Source organism: Enterococcus sp. DIV1639a (assembly GCF_050530445.1).
Taxonomy (GTDB): domain Bacteria; phylum Bacillota; class Bacilli; order Lactobacillales; family Enterococcaceae; genus Enterococcus_B; species Enterococcus_B hirae.
The window spans coordinates 2,172,689-2,194,389 of sequence record NZ_CP172886.1 but is presented as its reverse complement, the minus strand read 5'-3'; the positions used below and the strand labels follow the sequence as shown (position 1 = coordinate 2,194,389).

The window sequence follows — 21,701 nt, the reverse complement described above, 5'->3', positions numbered from 1 at the left end:
AAAAAATGTAAAGGATGGTAAAAATGAATCAAGAGAAGGTAAAAAATACAATTCTTATGGAAATGGAGCGGTTTTCGGACAAAACAAGTGAAGGATACCACCAAATGAAAGCAGTGTTGAATAAATTCCCTTACAAAATAACTGCAGACTATCAGCAATTACTGGATACATTAAGAGGGGGGACGGCAATTAACAGATTTGACACTCTTGATGAGCTGATAATAATGCTGCAACAAGAGAGAGTAATAACGAGAGAGATCGTGGAATCTTGTCTCTATTTTCAACAAAATTCTGATAATGTAATAAATCAGATTCATCTTTTTGATCTTCTAATGGTTCCAACTAGAAATCTGACAGAACAGCTAAACTTATTAACATCTTTAACTAATAGTTTATCTATGGATGGCGAGAAATTTTTTCATGAGAAAGTTTTGATTAGGATTAATAAAATGGAATTATTGACAGATGTAATCGAGAAACAAATTAAAGAGATATGTATAGAATTACAATATGGCATGGACTCAGCTAAAGTCAAAGAGGATATTTTAGCTCGTACATTTGAACTATTAAACGAGGGCAGTGTAAAATATCAACAATTAGTCAATATGGAGCTAGATTATGAAGAAGGATGTAGAGAAATCGTAATTGATGGATTTTTTGAAACGATGAATAGATCTCCTAAGAATAATGAGTATAAATGGTTTTTTGACTTTTTGAGAGAAGATAAAATAATTTCTAAACTTCTCCAAAGAAAGAATTTATCAGAAGCTGAAAAAAAAACATATATTTCTATAGCTACAAATCATAGTGATTCGCCGTTTATTGGTAATAGCATTCCATATTTTAAAAAAATAAATATAAAAGAAAGTACCATAATCACAAAAAAAAGAATCCTTGATCAAGAGCTCGTTTATTTGATTGCTAAAGAAGTAACCCCAGAGTTGGCTGTAAAGTATGATGAAATATTAAGAGGAGAAGAACAAGGAACAGTTGAGTTGATGACACAAATTTATGTTGAGGCTCAGTCCACATTAGTAAAAGAGTCTGTTAGACAACATGTCAATACTTCCTTCAAAGAAACGGACCGTTTAGAATTTTATAAAAAAAGTATCATCGAAAAACTAAAAAAAGAAAATCGATCAGATTTAGGGGATCAATTAGAAGATTTATTGAATAGTGGGGCAAAAATAGACCGATTTGATAGATTCTATAGATTATTGAATTCTCCAGAGTCAAAAAAACAGTTATCCTATTTAGGGAGACTTGTTTTTGGTGAAAATCAATGGCACAAATTTGAAACAGTTCAAGCATTTAAAGAAGAATTAAAGGAGACAGAAGCAAAAAAAAATAGTTCCTTATCGGAAATGATGAAAAAAGATCTGAGTGAAATCGAAAATCAGCGACACATGAATGGACTTCGATCAATTGATAATAAACTGGAGAACAATGACTATCTCAAACAATTAAAACCCGAGCAGATTGCAACGATTATGCTTCAGTTAAAAGTTAATTACCCAAACTGGACGGAAAAAAACTTTGAACAAGTCAATAATCAATTAAGCACTTATTTAAATGAAGAGGATAAGATTCAAACAAACAAAATTTTGAATGAAAAAGAAGTGATCTTAAGAATATCCGCAATAAGCATGGAAATGGGAGAAAAAGCACAAACTATAATACTTGCCCCTACTGATAAAATAAAAAGTCTTGATATAGTGGGGGAAGTAAGAAAAGATTTAAAAAAACAAAAAGTAGATTACCTTTTTCCTATAATACTGGAAACGATTAATCATACACTAAGTGAAGAAGGAATTGATTGTTCGAATCGTTCGGATAGGGAAAAAGCATTAAATCTATTACAAAATTATCAGACAAAAAAAGAACTACTTCCAAAAATCGAAGAAGCACTCCAACAAAAAAAGGAGGGAGAAACTTTATCAACAGTCATTTATTCTGTAATGAGTAGAGAATGGGGAAATTCAAGTGATGTAACTGATTTTAAAAAAAGATTTGGGGATGACGGAAAAGGATTATTAAAGGAAATCAAGGATATCTCAAAAGCCGAGGGCTTTCTCCAACCAATAAAAAAAGAACTTTCCTCGAGTAATATCGATTTTACTGAATCGGATGTCATCAATTGGACGGAAAAATGTTTATCAATGGATGAAAAAAAGCGGCAAAGGGAATCCCAAGTTGTAATAAATAAGATTAAAAATAGTTTATTGAAGATAAAAAATAAAAAAAATACAAAACAAGTCAGAGTCAATAAAGTAATTGAGACGTTTCAAAAAGATTTAAATAATAAAAAAGAAGAAATTAAAAAACAAATGAAATATAGTGTGATTGAGGTGTACGAATTTAGAGATGATCGACTTAGTATAGAGGAGCAATTTTCAAATATCCTTAATCAAAAAGAAAAGATACAACATTTTATACATACATATCCCAAATTAAAAAGTGTCATTGACGAGTGTAGCAAACAAATTCCTTTAGTTTCTGTTGATCTTAAGAAGGTAACGATTAATGAAGTTGAGGGTAACAATAATAAATATTTTAAGAATCTTAATCAGGTGCTGACTCCATTCGAAAGGGAGTGGTGGCAACAGGAAAGCGATAAGATTAAGCAGTTTATAAATACTTACGTAAGTCCGAATAACCTATTAGTGTCTGATGTGAATCGACAGATTGAAGAATTACTAATCAAGGATGAGCATTGTTGTTCCCAGGTTGTTTTGTCTTTCTTGGTATATTCATCTGGTGTATTTAAAAATATAAATCCTAAATACACGGCAGGGTATCTTAATAAAGACTCAGAACACCAACAGAATCGAGGGAAAATTAAAAGACTAGTTGAGAGTTTCGAGAAATTACACTCACATAGACAGGAAATGAAGCAACTTAAAGAACTGAATATAGATGTTGAACCAACTCCAATGCCTCAGGGAACAAGTAATCAGTCTCTAATAAGTAATTCAGTAAAGGAACCAGAGAGAAAAAAGGAGCAACATAAAGAAAAGTCTACAGGTATTGAACCAACATTAACACCTCTCGGAATCAGTAATCACTCTATAACAGATAAACAAACCAAAACGCCCCTTGTAATAAAAAATCAAACATTCGAGGAGCAAATGAATCAGTCTACAAATGTGGCTGATAGTCTAAATCAGGAGAAGTCCGCTGGTATTCAATCAATACCAATTCCCAAGGAAATCAGGGATCAATCTCTAACAAATAAATCACCTCAAACGCCCAATAGTCACCCTGTAATAAAAATTCAAACACTAGAGGAGCGAATGAATCAGTCTACAAATAAGGCTAATAATCTAAATGAGATGAAGGAAGCAGGAAAAAATCAGTCTTCTGTAAGAGAGTTAAAAAATTAATTTGAACAGTCACGTTCTGAATAAGCAAACATTGTCACTACTGCTTATTGTTTAGTCAATTATTTATAATAGGCGAATCATAAGCCTGAAGAGGTACTATTTAGGGAAATACGATTCTTACCGTCTTTTATTGACTTTAAAATTGAACCATTGTAAAATGAGGCATAACGTTGATCAAGAGGAGTAACTAGTTACAGCCTTTTAGAGAGAGAACGAGATGGTGAGACGTTCTTAGGAGAGACTAGTGAAGGTAGCTTGGGAGTTTTTATCTTGAACCCTTTATCGTGTACAGCAAACCGATAAAACCTAGAGATAAACGAGTCGTGATCGTTAACTCACATGAGAGGTAGTAGGAAACTGCTACAAATTAGGTGGTACCGCGTAAATCAATACGTCCTAAAATACGAAAGTATTTTAGGACTTTTTTTATTTTTAAGGAGGACATCAGTATGACGGAAGAAAAAAATCTATCAACAAAATACAATCCGCAAGAAGTTGAAGCTGGCCGTTATGAAAAATGGTTGGAACAAGATTTGTTCAAACCAAGTGGCGATCAGAAAGCAAAACCCTATTCAATCGTAATCCCCCCACCAAATGTTACAGGAAAACTTCACTTAGGACATGCCTGGGATACGACTTTACAAGACATGCTGATTCGTCAAAAACGGATGCAAGGCTTTGATACCTTGTGGTTACCTGGGATGGACCATGCAGGGATCGCTACACAGGCAAAAGTAGAAGAAAAGCTTCGTCAACAAGGAATTTCGCGTTATGACTTAGGACGTGAAAAATTTGTGGATCAAGTATGGGAATGGAAAGAAGAGTATGCAAGCCATATCCGTGAACAATGGGCAAAGATGGGCTTATCTCTCGATTATAGTCGTGAACGTTTTACACTAGACGATGGCTTGTCAGAAGCTGTTCGTAAAGTATTCGTGACACTTTATGAAAAAGGCTTGATTTACCGTGGTGAATACATCATTAACTGGGACCCACAAGCACGCACTGCTTTATCGGATATCGAAGTGATCCACAAAGAGATTGAAGGTGCTTTCTACCACATGAGCTATGAACTGGCTGATGGTTCGGGTGTAGTGGAAATTGCAACGACTCGTCCAGAAACTATGCTAGGTGACACAGCGATTGCTGTACACCCAGAAGACGAGCGTTATCAAGCGTTGATCGGCAAAAAAGTAATTTTACCATTAGTAAATAAAGAAATTCCGATTATTGCAGATACGTATGTTGATATGGAATTTGGAACAGGCGTAGTGAAAATTACACCTGCGCATGATCCAAATGACTTTGAGGTAGGTAACCGTCATGATCTGCCGCGTGTAAATGTGATGAACGAAAATGGAACGATGAATGACTTAGCTGGAAAATATGCAGGTATGGATCGTTTCGAAGCACGTAAAGCGATTGTCTCTGATTTGAAGGAAATCGGACGATTGATCAAAATTGAAAAAATGATCCATAATGTTGGGCATTCAGAACGTACGGGAGTAGTCATTGAACCACGCTTGTCCACACAATGGTTTGTTAAAATGGCTCCATTAGCTGAGAAAGCAATGAAAAATCAAGAGACTGATGATGCAGTTGAATTTTTCCCACCACGTTTTAATCAAACATTTTTACGTTGGATGGAAAATGTTCACGATTGGGTTATCTCTCGTCAATTGTGGTGGGGACACCAAATCCCGGCTTGGTACCATAAAGAAACGGGTGAAATGTATGTAGGGATGGAAGCTCCAGAAAATAGTGAAGAGTGGGTACAAGATCCAGATGTATTAGATACTTGGTTTAGTTCAGCATTATGGCCTTTTTCAACGATGGGATGGCCAGATGAAAATAGTGCTGATTATCAACGCTATTTCCCAACAAGCACATTAGTAACTGGCTACGACATTATCTTCTTCTGGGTTAGTCGAATGATTTTCCAAAGCTTAGAATTTACAGATCGTCGTCCGTTTGAAAATGTTTTGATTCATGGGTTGATTCGGGACGAGCAAGGACGTAAGATGAGTAAATCTCTTGGAAACGGCATTGACCCAATGGAAGTGATTGAAAAATATGGCGCTGATGCCTTACGTTGGTTCTTATCAAACGGTTCAGCACCTGGTCAAGATGTCCGTTTCAGCTATGAAAAAATGGATGCAGCTTGGAATTTCATTAATAAAATTTGGAATGCTTCACGTTTTGTTATTATGAACAGTGAAGGCATGACAGTTGAAGATATTACGCTAACTGGCGAGAAAACTGTGGCAGACCGCTGGATCTTGACACGTCTAAATGAAACGATCGCTAAGGTTACTGAACTCTTTGATCATTTTGAATTTGGGGAAGCTGGGCGTCAGTTGTATAACTTTATTTGGGATGATTTTTGTGACTGGTATATCGAGATGAGTAAAGAAGTCTTGTATGGTGATGATGCTGTCTCAAAACAAACAACACAAAGTATTTTGGTGCATACGTTAGATCAAATTTTGCGTCTATTGCATCCAATTATGCCATTTGTTACTGAAGAAATTTGGCAACACATCCCACATCAAGGTACTTCTTTAGTAGTTGCTGATTATCCGGTGGTTCATCCGGAATTTAATGATGAAACAGCTTCAAAAGGGATGGAAGTACTCAAAGAACTAATTCGTTCCGTACGTAACATTCGTTCTGAAGTGAATACACCATTATCAAAACCAATTACATTAATGATTAAGATCAATGATCCGAAAATCGGTCAATTCTTAACAGAAAATACCAGCTATATCGAGCGTTTCTGTAATCCAGAAGAGCTAACGATCTCAAGTGAAATCGTTGCGCCTGATCTAGCAATGTCAGCTGTATTGACAGGGGCAGAAATTTTCTTACCATTAGCAGGTTTGATCAATATCGAAGAAGAAATCAAACGGTTAGAAAAAGAACTAGCGAAATGGACAGATGAAGTGAAACGAGTACAAGGAAAATTAGGCAATGAACGCTTTGTTGCCAATGCGCCAGCAGAAGTGGTTGAAGCAGAGCGGGCAAAAGAAAAAGATTATTTGGACAAACAAGCAGCAGTTACAGAAAGAATCCGCAGCTTAAGAACAATCCAGTAATCTGACATTCGAACAATCGTACAAATGCAAAAGAGAGCGGAAAGTAGTTGAAAAACATTTCCGCTCTTTTTTTAAGTAAAAAGCAAGACGTCAGCACAAATAAGTAGAATCAGAATGGGCTATTCAGTATTTCTTCTTCTTTTACATACACTACGTCTTTTCCTGTGTTTCCGGTTGCTTTTTGCTATAATAAATATGGAATGGGGGAAACGTTGATGAAAATAGAAGAAGCAATCGCCTGGATCCATAGCCGCTTGCCATTTGGCTCTCGTCCGGGACTAGATCGAGTGGAGGCATTATTAGAGATAGTCGGGCATCCTGAAAAACAGGTGAAAACGATCCATATCGCAGGAACCAACGGAAAAGGTTCGACGGTTACGTATCTGAGATGTCTACTAGAAGAAGCAGGTCTGACAGTGGGGACATTTACTTCGCCGTATATTGAATCTTTTAATGAACGAATCTCGATCAATGGACAAGAAATTCCAGATCAAGACTTAATCAAGCTTGTACAAAAATACCGACCACTTGTTGAACATTTGGATCGATTTGAAGCAGTTGCCGGAATCACTGAGTTTGAAACGCTGACAGCAATGGCATTTGATTATTTTTTGTGTCAAAAAGTCGACGTTGCTATTATTGAAGTTGGGTTAGGCGGTTTACTAGACTCAACGAATGTTGCCATACCATTACTTACAGGAATCACCACGATTGGCTTGGATCATACGGATATTTTAGGAGAAACAATTGAAGAAATCGCTGCCCAAAAAGCAGGAATAATCAAGCAAGGGGTGCCTGTCGTTACGGGAAATATCGAAGAAAGAGCTTTAGAAGTAATCAAAAAACAGGCTAGACTAAGAAATGCCCCCCTTCATATTTTTGGCGAAAACTATCAAGTTACTTATCAACATCCAGCTGAGCAATGGGGAGAAGTATTTTCATTTCATAATGAGCATGGAAAAATGACCTCGCTTACGATTGGCATGATTGGACAACATCAGACAGAAAATGCTGGTATGGCAATTGAACTATACCAAGTTTACTGCAAGATGACAGGTATACCATTTAGTGAAAAAGAAATTCGCAAAGGGCTGAAAAAAGCGCACTGGCCTGGACGAATGGAAAAATTGAGTGAAGAACCTTTTGTTATTTTAGATGGCGCTCATAATACACATGCAGTCAGCCGTTTGGTTCAAAATTTGAAGAAAGAGTTCAAAGATTATCGGATCAATATTTTATTTTCTGCACTAAGTACAAAAGATGTAGAAGCAATGCTAACCCAATTAAAAGCAGTTCCTAATGCGCATTTGTATTTAACGACGTTTGAACACCCGAAAGCATTGGATTTAAGCACCGTGACTGATCTTGTAGATGAAACAGTTTCAATTGTTTCATTATGGCAATTTGGTTTAGCTGAAATATTAGAAAAAATGACCAATGAAGATGTCTTAGTGGTTACAGGTTCTCTTTACTTTATTTCTGAAGTACGAACACTATTGTTACAGTTAGGAGGAAAAAATGAATTATAAAGCTGTCATTTTTGACATGGACGGGTTACTCTTCGACACAGAAATCGTCTACTATGAAGCCTCGCAAATGGTTGCTGATCAAATGGGCTTTCCTTACGACAAAGAATTGTATTTGAAATATCTAGGTGTATCAGATGAAGAGGTTTGGGCAAATTATCATCAGATCTTTGCAAGTTTTGGGAAAAATAATGTCCAAAAATTCATTAATGATGCTTATGAAGAAACGATCAGACGGTTTTCCTTAGGTGCAGTGCAATTAAAACCAGGAGTAATCGAATTACTGGATTTTTTAGAAGAACACCGAATTCCTAAAGTTGTCGCTTCTAGTAACCAACGTCATATTATTGAGCTATTGTTGGAAAAGAACCAACTGACAAACTATTTTGAAACGATTGTTTCAGCAGAAAATGTCAAACGTGCTAAACCTGATCCAGAAATCTTTTTGCTTGCCCATGAATATCTAGGAACGAAAAAACAAGAAACATTGGTTCTGGAAGATTCTAAAAACGGGATACTTGCAGCAGCAAGTGCGGAGATCCCAGTGATTATGATTCCAGATTTGTTGGCTCCTTCAGAAGAATTGCAACAAAAAACGTTAGCAGTTTTATCTTCTCTACACGAAGTACCAGGATATCTAAAAAAATAAAAATAGCTCCCCCCTTTTTTCGTATCTTATTAGTGAGAAGAAGAAAGGGGGGATTTTATGGAAAAAAATTTGCTGGATGCTGTGCCAGCAACCTCACTTCCAAGGGAGCGAATGTTGCTTTACGGAGAGAAAGCACTCTCTGATCAAGAATTACTTGCTATTTTATTACGCACGGGACAGCATCCCTATAATGTCTTGGAACTAGCAGGTAATTTGTTGAAAACATTTGGTGGACTTGCACTGTTAAGACAGGCAACGCTGTCTGAGCTGGAAAAAATACGAGGAATTGGTCAGGTTAAGGCTCTTGAAATCAAAGCACTGATCGAGCTAGGAAAAAGAATCCAAACACAGCATGTAGCGGTACAACCCACGATCCATGCCAGCTATGAATTAGCGCATCAATTGATCATAGAATTAAAGGATCACAAACAAGAACATTTGATTTGTATTTATTTGGATACTAAGAATCAAGTATTGTTGAAAAAAACGCTATTTATTGGTTCCCTGGATCAAACGATCGCACATCCAAGAGAAGTGTTCCATTATGCTGTTCGATATTCTGCAGCGAGAATTATTTTAGTTCATAATCATCCATCGGGGAATGTTCTTCCATCTAAACAAGATTTGCTTTTTACTAAAAGAGTTCAAAAATGTGGGGAGATGATGGGAATCGATGTCTTAGATCATTTGATCATTGGATGCAAACAGTATTTTAGTCTGAGAGAGGAGGGATTGATGGAAGAGGAATAAATTGAATAAGTGGAAGTAGCTTTCTTGCAAAAAAAAAGAACCAAGTGTACAATTATATTGTAATTTTGTTTGGGAATAGAAGTTGAAACATCTGTTGCACCTCTATCGTACGCGAGCAATGTTACAATCAATTAAGTGCTTAGGCACGAGGAGGGTATTATTAATGGAAAACGGAACAGTTAAATGGTTCAACGCTGAAAAAGGATTTGGTTTTATTTCACGTGAAGACGGAAGCGATGTATTTGTTCACTTTTCAGCTATCCAAGGTGACGGATTCAAAACTTTAGAAGAAGGTCAAGCAGTGACTTTTGATGTTGAAGAATCAGATCGTGGCCCACAAGCTGCTAATGTTGAAAAAGCTTAAGTAGAGCGAGTAAACTAAATAAGTGTTGTTCACCTATTTAAACATGTTAAGAGCGTAAGTGATTACGCTCTTTTTTGTTACAAAAAAACTTATAATGGACAACTGCGCCGAACTTTACCCATCTATGTAGGTAGTCGGCGCATGCAGCCATTATAAGTTTTTCATTTATTTTTCTTCATCAGGTGTCATCACCATTGGAAGGATCATTGGATGTCTTTCTGTTCGTTCAAATAAGAAAGGTTGTAAAGCGCCTGTCATGGCTTCTTTCAGTTTATGTTCAGAGCAATCAGGAGCATTTAACACTTCACGCAATGCATGGAAAAGGATGCGTTGCGCCTCATTGATCATCTCACCTGATTCACGCATATAAACAAAGCCACGTGATAAAATATCAGGTCCCGCTAAAATTTCTTTCTTTTTGATGTCGACAGTAGCAACTGCCAGAACTAGTCCTTCTTCAGATAACAAATGACGGTCTCTCAAAACAACATTACCAATATCACCGATCCCGCTACCGTCGATATAGACGTCACCGGCAATAAAATGTCCGGCTGGACGAGCGGTTTCGCTAGTCAAAGCCAACACATCTCCATTTTCCATAATAAAGCAATTTTCAGCAGGTACACCAGTATCTTGAGCAAGGGAAGCATGGATCTTCAACATTCTGAATTCTCCGTGGACTGGGACAAAGTATTTAGGCTTCATCAAACGAAGCATCAGCTTTTGTTCTTCTTGACCACCGTGTCCAGAAGTATGGATATTGTTGATTTTCCCATGAATGACTTCTGCACCAGCTTCAGATAATAAATTGATCAAATGGTTGACGCTGGTAGTATTCCCAGGAATTGGTGAGCTTGAGAAAATGACGGTATCATCTGGTTGGATCTGGATTTGGCGATGGGTACCATTAGCAATACGACTTAAAGCAGCCATCGGTTCACCTTGAGAACCAGTACATAAGATCATCGTTTCATTCGCAGGTAATCGATTGATTTCATGTGCATCAACGAAGGTTCCTTCTGGGACTTTGATATAGCCTAAACGTTGGCCGTTAACGATCGCATTTTCCATACTGCGTCCAAAAACAGCAATTTTTCTGCCGGTAGCAACCGCTGCATCTGCTGCTTGTTGTAGACGGAAAATGTTTGAAGCGAAGCTGGCAAAAATGATCCGACCTTCGATTTTCTCAAAAATCTTTAGGATCGAAAGACCAATCGTTTTTTCTGATTTTGTAAATGTTGGGATCTCAGCATTTGTACTGTCTGATAGCAAGCAGAGTACGCCTTCTTCACCGATCCGTGCCATTTTGTGCAGGTTAGCAGGTTCACCGACTGGGGTGAAATCAAATTTAAAGTCACCTGTTGCAACGATATTACCAGAAGGTGTTTTTACAACGACACCCAACGCATCAGGGATACTATGGGTTGTTCTAAAAAAGCTGACCGATGTTTTTCTGAAACGAATCACGGTATCTTCATTGATTTCATGCAATTGTGCATCTCTAAGCAATCCGTGTTCATCCAACTTATTGGTAATCAGTGCAAGCGCTAATGGCCCAGCATAAATAGGGATATTCGCTTGTTTCAACAAATAAGGAATGCCACCGATATGGTCTTCGTGTCCATGCGTGATCACCAGTGCTTTCACTTTGTGTATATTTTGAACGATATAGTTGTAGTCAGGAATTACGTAGTCAATCCCAAGCAGATCATCTTCTGGAAACTTGATTCCAGCATCAATGATAATAATCTCATCTTGGAATTGTACCCCATACGTGTTTTTCCCGATTTCACCTAATCCACCAATAGCAAAGACGCCTGTCTCATTATTTTTGATGGAAAGTTTCATTTTAAAACTCCACTAATGTGAATTCAGCATTTTCTTTTTCGTATTCTAGATGACTGCCTTCTAGAAGTTGAACGAATTCAATGTTGTATGGGGTATTTTCTTCCACTTGTTGACGTGCGTCAACATCACTATTTGCTTCAATGTAAAGTGATTTTGTTTCTTCCCGTTTAGGATTACGGATTTTTGATTCTTGATAATATACTTTGTAAATCATGTTTATGTCTCCTTTATCTGCATGTCGCAGTAATTTAGCTAGTTGATTTTTTAGACAACACAAAACGAGGGGTCAAGCCACCTGTTTTTTGATATGCTTTGATTAAAATGAGCGATTCTAATCAAAGAGACAAGCCTCGTTTTGCTTCTCTGTTCGGAAATTTTTTCAACCGTACCTTCTGTATGAATTCATACAATAGTTAATTGCTATTTTAGCATAAAAAAGTGGATAAGTATAGAAATCAACAAGGTGGAAAGGAAAAATGTTTTTTATCATTTAAATGTAATAAAAAAAATTTTTGATGAGAGAGGTGTTCTATATACTATAGGAGTGTGCTATTATTTTTATTAATAGCTAAATTTATTCTAATTAAAAGGAGATGAGAGTTTGAAGTTGATGTGGCACTATACCATGCGCTATAAGAAATATTTGTTATTAAATTTCATCTGCGTATTTGGTTTTATTTTAATTGAGTTAGGCTTACCAACGATTTTAGCTCGTATGATTGATGTCGGGATTCGTAACAACGATTTTGGTTATGTAAAACAACAAGGGATCTTGATGGTCGTGATTACTGTGGTTGGGATCATTATGAATATTCTATTAGGATATTTTGGTTCACGGATCACGACGAACATCGTTGCGGATATTCGTGACGATCTATTCAAGAAAATCCAGAGTTATTCTCACCAAGAATATGAAACATTGGGGGTTGCTTCGTTGATCACGCGTACGACGAACGACGCTTATCAAATTATGCTGTTCTTACAAAATATCTTACGGATCGGATTTATGACACCGATGATGTTTGTTGTCAGTCTTTATATGGTTATGCGGACCAGTGTTTCATTGAGTTATTATGTGATCGGAGCGCTACCGTTTTTACTACTTTCAGTGGTTGCGATTGCGAAATTTTCTGAACCGTTATCAAAAAAACAACAGAAAAATTTGGATAAGATTAATAGTATTTTACGTGAAAATCTTTCAGGATTACGTGTTATCCGGGCATTCGTTAATGAAAAATTTGAAGAAAAACGATTTGCGAAAGTTAATGATAACTATACAAAAAGCTCGAAAAGCTTGTTTCGTTTAATGGCCGTTGCACAGCCTGGATTCTACTTCCTGTTTAACATTGTAATGGTCTTGATTATTTGGAGCGGAGCAGTTCAAATCGATGCTGGTTCTCTTCAAGTGGGGGATCTGATTGCATTTATTGAATATATTTTCCATGCATTATTCTCCTTCATGCTGTTTGCAAGTGTCTTTATGATGTATCCACGGGCAGCTGTTTCAGCAGGGCGTATCCAAGAAGCATTAGATGCCTCACCGTCGATCAAAGAAGATCCAAATGGTGTATCTGAAACAAAAACCAAAGGATATATTGAGTTTAAGAATGTGACATTTGCTTACCCTGGACATTCACAAGAACCCGTGATCCGTAATGTGAGTTTTACTGCTTCGCCAGGAGAGACAGTTGCATTCATCGGTAGTACAGGTAGCGGGAAGTCAACGTTGATTCAATTGATTCCTCGATTTTACGATGTAAGTGATGGGGAAATCCTTATTGATGGCGTAGATGTCAGGGACTATCGCTTGAGTAAATTAAGAGATAAAATTGGCTTTATTCCTCAAAAAGCATTGTTATTTACTGGGACGATCGCAGATAATTTAAGATATGGAAAAGAAGATGCTACGCAAGAGGAGATGGAGCGAGCAGCTGAAATCGCACAAGCAACGGACTTCATTTCGAAGAAAACGGATGGGTATGATGAACTTCTTTCCGAAGGTGGAGCTAATTTCTCTGGAGGACAAAAGCAGCGTTTAGCGATTGCCAGAGCTATTATTCGACGTCCGGAAATCTATATTTTTGATGACAGCTTCTCGGCACTTGATTATCAAACGGATGCAAAACTTCGAGCTCGCTTGAAAAAAGAAACGACCGAATCAACGGTGTTAATCGTGGCGCAGCGAGTGGGTACGATCATGCATGCTGATAAAATCATCGTCTTGAATGAGGGAGAAGTCGTAGGTATCGGGACACACCGTGAATTATTAGAAAACTGTCCAATCTATTATGATATCGCAGCTTCGCAATTATCGAAGGAGGAATTAGCATGAAACAAACATTATCTTCCTTAAAACGATTAGCTCGATACATCAAACCTTATCAGTTAACATTTTTCTTTGTGCTGTTGTTTACTGTTTTGACGGTGATTTTCAACGTTGCTTTACCCTACGTTGTCGGATTGCCAACTACTGAGATCAGTCACAATATTGCAAACAACGAAGCGATTAATTTTTCTTATATTTTCAATTGTTTGATTTGGATCACGATCGTGGGCGTTGGTTATTGTGTTTCGCAATTACTTTCAGGTGTTTTGATGACGAATGTCGTGCAAAGTGCAATGCAAGATTTGCGAAGAGATATTGAAGAAAAAATCAATCGATTGCCTGTTTCTTATTTTGATAAAAATCAACAAGGAAATATCTTATCTCGGGTGACGAATGACGTAGACGCAGTCAGCGGGGCGTTACAGCAAGCGTTTATCGGTGTGGTGAATGCTATTTTAGGGATAACACTGGCAGCAGCGATGATGTTTTATATCCAGCCATTGATGGCGTTGATCTCGATGATCATGATTCCTGCATCTATCTGGATTTCAAAACGTGTGATCAATGCTTCGCAAAAATATTTCCAAGAAATGCAAAATTCGTTAGGGGATTTAAATGGTTATGTCCAAGAAAATATGACTGGTTTTAGTGTGTTAAAAGTTTATGGACGTGAGCAAAAAACGTTTGAAGGATTCAAACAAGTCAATCATCGATTGAAACATTATGGATTTAGAGCAGCCTTTATATCTGGATTGATGATGCCCTTAGTTCAGTTGACCGCATATGCTACTTATATCGGTATGGCTGTATTGGGAAGTTTTTACGTCATTACGGGTGTCATCGTTGTGGGGCAATTACAAGCATTTATCCAATATATTTGGCAAATCAGCCAGCCAATGGGGAATATCACACAGTTATCTTCTGTATTGCAAAGTGCATCTGCGGCTACCAGACGTGTCTTTGAGATTTTAGATGAACCAGAAGAAAAAGAAAATAAAGTGGATGTCACTTTACCAGAAACAGTAGCAGGAAATGTTTCATTTGAACATGTTGATTTTGCTTATGACCCTAAAAAACCGTTGATTCAAGATTTGAACTTTGAAGTAAAAGCTGGTCAAACAGTTGCGGTAGTCGGACCAACCGGTGCAGGGAAAACCACTCTGATTAATTTATTGATGCGTTTTTATGATGTGAGTCATGGGGCAATAAAAATCGATGGTATTGATACTAAAACGATGAGTCGTAGTGATGTCCGCTCATTATTTGGGATGGTTCTTCAAGATGCTTGGCTCTATGAAGGGACAATCGCTGATAATATTCGTTTTGGTAAATTAGATGCGACGGATTATGAAGTCGTTGACGCAGCAAAAACAGCTAACGTTGATCATTTTATTCGGACAATGCCTGATGGGTACGAAATGGAAATCAACGCTGAAGGTGACAATGTTTCGTTAGGGCAAAAGCAATTATTGACTATTGCCAGAGCCGTAGTTTCTGATCCTAAAATCTTGATACTTGATGAAGCTACTAGTTCTGTCGATACTCGTTTAGAAGCATTGATCCAAAAAGCAATGGATCGTGTAATGGAAGGACGAACAAGTTTTGTTATTGCTCATCGCCTTTCAACAATTCGTGATGCGGATTTGATCTTAGTGATGGATCAAGGACAAATTATCGAAAAAGGAACGCATGAAGGGCTGTTAGCTCAAGGCGGATTCTATGAAAAACTGTACAATAGCCAATTTGCTGAAGATGTTGCTGATGCTTGATACCGATTAAACCAAGAGGTTGTGAAAGAAGCGGGTAGCTCCGATGACAATAAGAAAGAATTTTTTGAAACAGCTTCTCATGTTTTGAAAAATTCAGGCTTATTTCAAGGAGTTGCTTCTTGAACACCGTTTAAACCAAGAGGTTGTGAAAAGAGCGTTTTGACCTGAGCGTTAAGGATGAAAATCTCGAAACAGCTCTCCATGTTTTGAGATTTTTTGACTTATCGCCGAAGGTCAGCTCTTTGAACACCGTTTAAACCATGAGGTCGTGAAAGAAGCGATCAGCTCCGAGCAAATAAGAAAGAATTTTAGAATAGAGAGACTGAGGAAAAACTTTCCTCAGTCTCTTTTAGTATCTCTAAAAATCGAATAAACAGTGAGACAAAAGTAGCATCAAGAAATAAGAAGCACCAAGTAGGTAACGATCAAAAGCAAAAAACGAGTGTTTATACTTCTTGTTAATTTTCAGAAATCCCTTCTTATTTATTAAAGCTAAACATTTTTGTCTCACCTCTTTTTTTATTTGTTGGACTACTATACAAAATAAAAATAATAGGATCTGAGCGTTACGATAATTTTGTAGTAGAAAAAAGATCAAGGGAGGCGAAATAGCATTCAAAAATGCTTCTACTACTGGATGCTTGCTAGTAAATGAATTTTACGCGTAATTGTTTACTAAAAGAATGAAAAGAGATGGTGAAATGCAGATAAAACGGAAAAGGATAGTGTATAAAAAATAACTATATGAATGGGAGTGTTATTTATTATGAACAAAAAGACCTTTTATAAAAAAGTATGTGCAGGAACTATTGGATTAATTGGGGTAAGTGTTGTTGGATTGTCAGTAAATGCAGAAACTAGTAATGTTTTAGTCAATAAAAATATTGCTATCTCCCAAAATGTGGATCAAAATAATTTTGATTTGAAAGACATCGTCGCATTTAATGGAAGTGCCGTCCAACTTGATTCCCATACAGCTCGTCTTACTCAATCGAAACAATTTCAAAAAGGAACAATATCTGGAATCGTCTCCCTTGATATGAACTATGATTTCTTGTTGGATATGGATGTCAATTTAGGTGATAATGTAAATGGTGCTGATGGGGTAGGTGTGGCTTTCCACCAAGGAGCAATTGGCGACATTGGAGCTAATGGTGGTGGTCTAGGTATCAGAGGCCTGAAAAAGGGAATTGGATTTGAATTGGATACCTATTCTAAAGCGCCAGATAGAGATGATGCGGATACTTCTTTCAACCATGCTCAAATGGTTGGTGCTCATGGAGGCTTTGTTTCAACAGATGCCAACAGCGGATTTTTAACCGCTTTAGCTCCTATGCAACAAATTAAATTCACGCCAAATACTTTTAAAAAATTAACGTTAAAATGGAATAGCAAGCAACAACTTATTACTGCAGATTATGATGGGCAACATTGGGAATTGAAAAATCCAAACATCGATAAATCAAAGAAATATACTTTTACGATTGGAGCTGCAACAGGAGAACACTTCAATACGCATACTGTCAGAATCAATCAATTTGCAGCTGTTTTTGAAAAACCAGAGTTACATGCAAATGATATTGAAATTTTGCACGATGAGTTATTTGATCCATTTGACAAACGAATCAATCTAAGTGCTTATGATCGTGTTGACGGAGACATCACAGACAAAATCAAAGTGGTAGAAAACAACGTTGATTCCTCTATTCCTGGAAAATACCAAGTCACTTATGAAGTGAAAAATAGTGTAAATGAAGTGGCTAGAAAAACGATTAATGTAACGGTGAAAATCAATGATACTTGGCCTGACGGACAAACTGCTGGATGGAAAATGTTCTCAGGAGATGACATTGAACTAGTGAAAGACCCTGTGAATGCTTTAGTTGGTGACTATACTTTCTTTGCTGATCAGCATGCGAGTGTATATAAAATCTTTAACGGTAGTGAAGCTTTAGAAGAAAATGCAACTTATCGAGTAACCGTTTATGTGAAACCAGTGGTCGATATGTTGAGTGACCATTATGTAAAAGTGGCATTGAAGGAAGATACTTCGTCTAAAGATAGCCGTGAACTCCTTAACACCACATTGATGAGAGATGGGGTGTTAGAAGAAAAAGGATACTATCGACTTACAACTACTTTTAAAGTAAATAAAGGAGAAACAAGCCCACTAATCAATGTGGAAAACTATAAAGCTGGCTATATCGGCTCAATCAATATTTCTAAAGTAAATGGATAAAATTTAGCTACCAGTTTAGATAGCATATAGATAAAAGGAAAGAGCTTGGAACACGAAAGATTGTTCTGAGCTCTTTAGTTGTGTAAAAACGAGAGGTTGAGACAAAAGTGTTCAGCATCAAGAAATAAGAAGGAATTTCCGAAAATTGACAAGAAACACAAAAACTAGTTTTTGATGTTGATTGTTACCTACTTGGTGCTTCTCAAATTTTTGGTAAATTTCGGCAAATTTTCCGAAGATGCTACTTTTGTCTCACCGTGAATCAGAGGTCGTGAAAACATCGGGTAGCTCTGATGACAATAAGAAAGAATTTTTTGAAACAGCTTCTCATGTTTTGAAAAATTCAGGCTTATTTCAAGGAGCTGATGTTTGAACACCGTTTAAAGCAAGAGGCTGTGAAAGAAGCGTTCAACTCCGAGCGAATAAGAGAGGATTTTTTAAAATAGCTCCTCATATTTTAGAAAATCATCGCTTATTGTTGAGGAGTTGCTTCTTGAACGCCGTTTATTCGTTTTTAGAGATACTAGAAGAGACTGAGACAACTTTTGTCTCAGTCCCTAGAGAGTAGGTGTGCTTGAAGGGACTATGAAATAATAGCTGCCAGTCTTTTTGAAGGAGAAATCCATCTTCTGCTATAATTGGAAATAAGCCAAAAAAGGAGATGTGTAAAAATGAGTCAAAAATTTATTGCACCGAATGCAACTGTTGTTGGCGATGTAGAGCTCGCAGAATCGGTCACAGTTTGGTATCAAGCGGTGATTCGTGGGGATAGCAATACGGTTAAAGTTGGAGCAAGAACGAATATTCAAGATGGTACTGTTATTCATGTGGACCATGATGCACCAGTTGAAATTGCTGAAAATGTAACGGTAGGACATCAATGTATGCTTCATGGTTGCACCATCGAAAAGGGCGCGTTGATTGGTATGGGATCAACTATTTTGAACCATGCAGTGATCGGTGAAAATAGTTTGATTGGTGCTGGTTCTTTAGTGACCGAAGGAAAGGTCATTCCGCCCAACGTATTAGCGTTTGGTCGGCCAGCTAAAGTCATTCGTCCTTTAACGGAAGAAGAGATTGAAAAGAATCGCCAAAATATTCAACATTACGTTGAACTTGGAGAACAATATAACGAAGGAAAGTTTAAAGAACAGCATTGAAAAAACGAGCTTTCGTTCCAACTGAAAAAAGGACGATGAGCCGCTCAATCGAGCAGTCCCATCGTCCTTTTAGTTTACAAATGATATTAGTTTAATCCAGCACTGTTTTCCATCACTTCATCAATCAAACCGTATGCTTTTGCTTGTTCAGCAGTCATGTAATTATCACGGTCGGTATCTTTTTCGATCACTTCAAGAGGTTGACCAGTACGTTCTGCTAAAATTTTGTTCAAGCGTTCTCGTGTTTGTAAAATGTGACGAGCTGCGATTTCGATTTCTGTCGCTTGACCTTGTGCGCCGCCAAGTGGTTGATGGATCATGATTTCAGCATTTGGTAAAGCAAAACGTTTGCCTTTTTTACCTGCTGTCAGTAAGAAACTACCCATAGAAGCAGCCATACCCATCACAATGGTTTGGACATCTGCTTTAACAAAATTCATCGTATCATAAATCGCCATTCCAGCAGTAACCGAACCGCCAGGAGAGTTGATATAAAGATAAATGTCTTTTTCAGAATCTTGTGCATCTAGGAAAAGCAATTGGGCAATAATCGAGTTTGCAAGATCATCTGTCACTTGACCACTTAACATGATAATACGGTCTTTTAATAAGCGTGAATAAATATCATAAGCTCGTTCGCCACGAGAGGATTGCTCAATAACTGTAGGGATTAAATTCATAATTTGGTTCCTCCTTAAGTTCTTTACAAATAGTGTAACACAAATTCATTTCTTCTACCTAAAAAGTAGTATACATTCTTGGTCAATAAAGGTCAAATAAAAAAATTTTAGAAAATAGTCTGTGCTTGCACGTTTATGTTATGATGAAATAGAAGAATACAGCAAGGAGGAACACTAATTGGTAGTTGGCATCGTAGGCTTAATTGGCGTTTTATTAGGAGCTATTTTAGTATATATCGGGATGGTTGTTCAGATGCGCCATCTTGAAAACAAAGAGCAACGAAGACGGGAGTTAGAATTAAAAGTCAAAGAGATTGAGACTTTGAATCAACTAAATAAAAAAATCAATGAAATCTTGCAAAAAAGAGCAACACTGTTAGATGAATATGTCAGCTTTGATGCATTTGATGATTGTTATATCACTATTGATGATTTTGCTTATTTACAGTCATTTGCTGCACAAAATAATTTTTATCTTCCAAATTACATCTTAGAGGAGTTGTTTAAAAACATTGCGCACCGTAAAGTCGTTCTTTCTCCTGACGAAACGATGAAAATAGGCGGTTATGCTTATAAAGGTGGACGTGTGATCTTAGAAAACTTCACGGATAATCTGACGGAAATGATCAATGAAAAAAAAGCGCAATTAAAAAGTGTCACGCGACAACCCATTGGCTTTTTCTCAAATGATAATGTGTGGAGCTAATTGTTTTTTGAGTTGAGATCGAAGAGGATCAAAAAACTTTTATAATTTGTAAAGTCAAGGTTGTGACAGAATTGTCTAGCTTTTAGAAATAAGCCGAAGAATCCAAAAGTAGTTCCTTATATTTTTGGTTTTTTCGGCTTATTTTTCGATAGATGAAACACTATGAATGAGAGATTGTGAAAACAGCAGTTTGCCCTGAGTATGAAGAATGAAAATCTCGAAACAGCTCCCCATATTTTGAGATTTTTGACTGATCGTCGAAGAACAGCTTTAAGCGAATGAGAGAGGACTTTTATAGCTTTTCATATTTTAGAAAATCATCGCTTATTGCTGAGTAGTTCTTTATTGAATACCGTTTACTCATTTTTTAGAATGACAAGTCAACCTCATTCTTAACCATTTGAAGTATTACGACTTTTTCACAGCCTTTTTCCTATGGTACAATCAAAGAGACTGAAAGTGGTGATGAAATGGTTCAGATTTTTGCACATCGTGGAAGTAGTGGTACCCATCCAGAGAATACATTGCCTGCGTTTGCCGAAGCGGTTCGAATAGGTGCAGATGGGATTGAACTAGATGTTCATTTGACGAAAGATGAGCAGATCGTGGTGATTCATGATGAGGAAGTGGATCGGACGACGGATGGCAAAGGATTGGTACGGGAAAAAACATTAGCAGAGATAAAAAAGTTGAATGCAGGAAAGTGGTTCAATACAGAGTTTCAGGCAACAAAAGTGCCAACTTTGAAAGAGGTCTTGCATCTTTTTTGGGAAATGAATTATCGTGGAACGGTAATGATCGAGATCAAAACAGATAAATATGAGTATGCTGGCATCGAAGAAAAAGTAGTTCAACAATTAAAAGCAGTGGAATGGCCTTTTCGACATGCGTACTGCAGTTTTAACTTTCATACATTGGAACGAGTAGTAAAAATTGATCCTCAAGCACAGCTGGATCTTCTTTTAAGTACGTCACAAAAGAAAGTACAGTTAGCTGAAGATACTCCTTGGATAGAAGGGATTCATCCTAGAGGTGACTGGTACTTGGAGCATTTGCCATCCATGGAGACATTCCCCAAAGCTATCAGATGCTGGACCATCAACGACGACCAGCAGATGACACGATGTTTCGATCAACAACTAGATGCAATAATCACAGACTTTCCCCAAAAAGCATTTTGGATAAAACAAACAATGAAAAAGTAGG

15 protein-coding genes and 1 other annotated feature are annotated in these 21,701 nt (G+C 37.2%); of the genes, 12 read left to right on the top strand and 3 right to left on the bottom strand.

The window, feature by feature from the left end; genetic code table 11:
• Window positions 1–23: 23 nt before the first annotated feature.
• From IGJ32_RS10035 to IGJ32_RS10010, 6 genes are all read left to right on the top strand, one after another.
• A complete protein-coding gene (locus IGJ32_RS10035) occupies window positions 24–3,383 on the top strand; it encodes a hypothetical protein (RefSeq protein ID WP_342081887.1) in 3,360 nt (1,119 codons plus the stop codon).
• A gap of 161 nt (window positions 3,384–3,544) precedes the next feature.
• Window positions 3,545–3,785, top strand: a binding site (T-box leader).
• 47 nt (window positions 3,786–3,832) lie between these two features.
• The gene (locus IGJ32_RS10030; RefSeq protein ID WP_010718728.1) at window positions 3,833–6,478 is read left to right on the top strand and encodes a valine--tRNA ligase; all 2,646 of its coding nucleotides are present in this window, start codon (window positions 3,833–3,835) and stop codon (window positions 6,476–6,478) included.
• A 215-nt stretch (window positions 6,479–6,693) separates the two neighbouring features.
• Window positions 6,694–8,007, top strand: a complete 1,314-nt coding sequence (locus tag IGJ32_RS10025) for a bifunctional folylpolyglutamate synthase/dihydrofolate synthase (RefSeq protein ID WP_342081886.1) — start codon at window positions 6,694–6,696, stop codon at window positions 8,005–8,007.
• The gene (locus tag IGJ32_RS10020) at window positions 7,997–8,653 is read left to right on the top strand and encodes an HAD family hydrolase (protein WP_342081885.1); all 657 of its coding nucleotides are present in this window, start codon (window positions 7,997–7,999) and stop codon (window positions 8,651–8,653) included. The genes IGJ32_RS10025 and IGJ32_RS10020 overlap by 11 nt, the downstream gene beginning before the upstream one ends.
• A gap of 57 nt (window positions 8,654–8,710) precedes the next feature.
• Window positions 8,711–9,403 carry a RadC family protein gene (gene radC / locus IGJ32_RS10015; protein WP_034698946.1) on the top strand — a complete coding sequence of 231 codons (693 nt, stop codon included), beginning with the start codon at window positions 8,711–8,713 and terminating at the stop codon, window positions 9,401–9,403.
• A gap of 163 nt (window positions 9,404–9,566) precedes the next feature.
• Window positions 9,567–9,767 carry a cold-shock protein gene (locus tag IGJ32_RS10010; RefSeq protein WP_010718724.1) on the top strand — a complete coding sequence of 67 codons (201 nt, stop codon included), beginning with the start codon at window positions 9,567–9,569 and terminating at the stop codon, window positions 9,765–9,767.
• A 165-nt stretch (window positions 9,768–9,932) separates the two neighbouring features.
• Here the strand turns inward: IGJ32_RS10010 and rnjA are convergent, their stop codons facing one another.
• Both rnjA and IGJ32_RS10000 read right to left on the bottom strand, forming a co-directional pair.
• The gene (rnjA, locus tag IGJ32_RS10005) at window positions 9,933–11,615 is read right to left on the bottom strand and encodes a ribonuclease J1 (RefSeq protein WP_010718723.1); all 1,683 of its coding nucleotides are present in this window, start codon (window positions 11,613–11,615) and stop codon (window positions 9,933–9,935) included.
• 1 nt (window position 11,616) lies between these two features.
• Window positions 11,617–11,829, bottom strand: coding sequence for a DNA-directed RNA polymerase subunit epsilon (locus tag IGJ32_RS10000; protein WP_010718722.1), 213 nt, complete (start codon window positions 11,827–11,829; stop codon window positions 11,617–11,619).
• A gap of 387 nt (window positions 11,830–12,216) precedes the next feature.
• Here IGJ32_RS10000 and efrA point away from each other — a divergent pair, with 387 nt between their 5' ends.
• From efrA to IGJ32_RS09980, 4 genes are all read left to right on the top strand, one after another.
• A complete protein-coding gene (gene efrA, locus IGJ32_RS09995) occupies window positions 12,217–13,947 on the top strand; it encodes a multidrug efflux ABC transporter subunit EfrA (RefSeq protein WP_010738063.1) in 1,731 nt (576 codons plus the stop codon).
• Complete coding sequence (efrB, locus tag IGJ32_RS09990) at window positions 13,944–15,710, top strand: multidrug efflux ABC transporter subunit EfrB (protein ID WP_010718720.1); 1,767 nt, start codon at window positions 13,944–13,946, stop codon at window positions 15,708–15,710. Before efrA ends, efrB begins: the two co-directional genes overlap by 4 nt.
• Window positions 15,711–16,476: 766 nt before the next feature.
• A complete protein-coding gene (locus IGJ32_RS09985) occupies window positions 16,477–17,949 on the top strand; it encodes a lectin-like domain-containing protein (protein ID WP_207426806.1) in 1,473 nt (490 codons plus the stop codon).
• 671 nt (window positions 17,950–18,620) lie between these two features.
• On the top strand, window positions 18,621–19,109 hold the full coding sequence (locus tag IGJ32_RS09980) for a gamma carbonic anhydrase family protein (protein WP_010718718.1): 489 nt from the start codon (window positions 18,621–18,623) through the stop codon (window positions 19,107–19,109).
• 86 nt (window positions 19,110–19,195) lie between these two features.
• Here the strand turns inward: IGJ32_RS09980 and clpP are convergent, their stop codons facing one another.
• Entirely contained in the window at window positions 19,196–19,789 is a 594-nt protein-coding gene (gene clpP / locus IGJ32_RS09975; protein WP_010718717.1) for an ATP-dependent Clp endopeptidase proteolytic subunit ClpP, read from the bottom strand.
• Window positions 19,790–19,967: 178 nt separating this feature from the next.
• Between clpP and IGJ32_RS09970 the strand changes: the two genes are divergently transcribed.
• On the top strand, window positions 19,968–20,495 hold the full coding sequence (locus tag IGJ32_RS09970; RefSeq protein WP_010718716.1) for a hypothetical protein: 528 nt from the start codon (window positions 19,968–19,970) through the stop codon (window positions 20,493–20,495).
• Between the two features lie 470 nt (window positions 20,496–20,965).
• On the top strand, window positions 20,966–21,700 hold the full coding sequence (locus IGJ32_RS09965; protein WP_081128160.1) for a glycerophosphodiester phosphodiesterase: 735 nt from the start codon (window positions 20,966–20,968) through the stop codon (window positions 21,698–21,700).
• Window position 21,701: the final 1 nt, after the last annotated feature.

Coding starts and splice junctions, on each gene's coding strand:
- IGJ32_RS10035 (WP_342081887.1), top strand. CDS start 24: ATGAATCAAGAGAAGGTAAAAAATACAATTCTTATGGAAATGGAGCGG.
- IGJ32_RS10030 (WP_010718728.1), top strand. CDS start 3,833: ATGACGGAAGAAAAAAATCTATCAACAAAATACAATCCGCAAGAAGTT.
- IGJ32_RS10025 (WP_342081886.1), top strand. CDS start 6,694: ATGAAAATAGAAGAAGCAATCGCCTGGATCCATAGCCGCTTGCCATTT.
- IGJ32_RS10020 (WP_342081885.1), top strand. CDS start 7,997: ATGAATTATAAAGCTGTCATTTTTGACATGGACGGGTTACTCTTCGAC.
- radC (WP_034698946.1), top strand. CDS start 8,711: ATGGAAAAAAATTTGCTGGATGCTGTGCCAGCAACCTCACTTCCAAGG.
- IGJ32_RS10010 (WP_010718724.1), top strand. CDS start 9,567: ATGGAAAACGGAACAGTTAAATGGTTCAACGCTGAAAAAGGATTTGGT.
- rnjA (WP_010718723.1), bottom strand. CDS start 11,615: ATGAAACTTTCCATCAAAAATAATGAGACAGGCGTCTTTGCTATTGGT.
- IGJ32_RS10000 (WP_010718722.1), bottom strand. CDS start 11,829: ATGATTTACAAAGTATATTATCAAGAATCAAAAATCCGTAATCCTAAA.
- efrB (WP_010718720.1), top strand. CDS start 13,944: ATGAAACAAACATTATCTTCCTTAAAACGATTAGCTCGATACATCAAA.
- IGJ32_RS09985 (WP_207426806.1), top strand. CDS start 16,477: ATGAACAAAAAGACCTTTTATAAAAAAGTATGTGCAGGAACTATTGGA.
- IGJ32_RS09980 (WP_010718718.1), top strand. CDS start 18,621: ATGAGTCAAAAATTTATTGCACCGAATGCAACTGTTGTTGGCGATGTA.
- clpP (WP_010718717.1), bottom strand. CDS start 19,789: ATGAATTTAATCCCTACAGTTATTGAGCAATCCTCTCGTGGCGAACGA.
- IGJ32_RS09965 (WP_081128160.1), top strand. CDS start 20,966: ATGGTTCAGATTTTTGCACATCGTGGAAGTAGTGGTACCCATCCAGAG.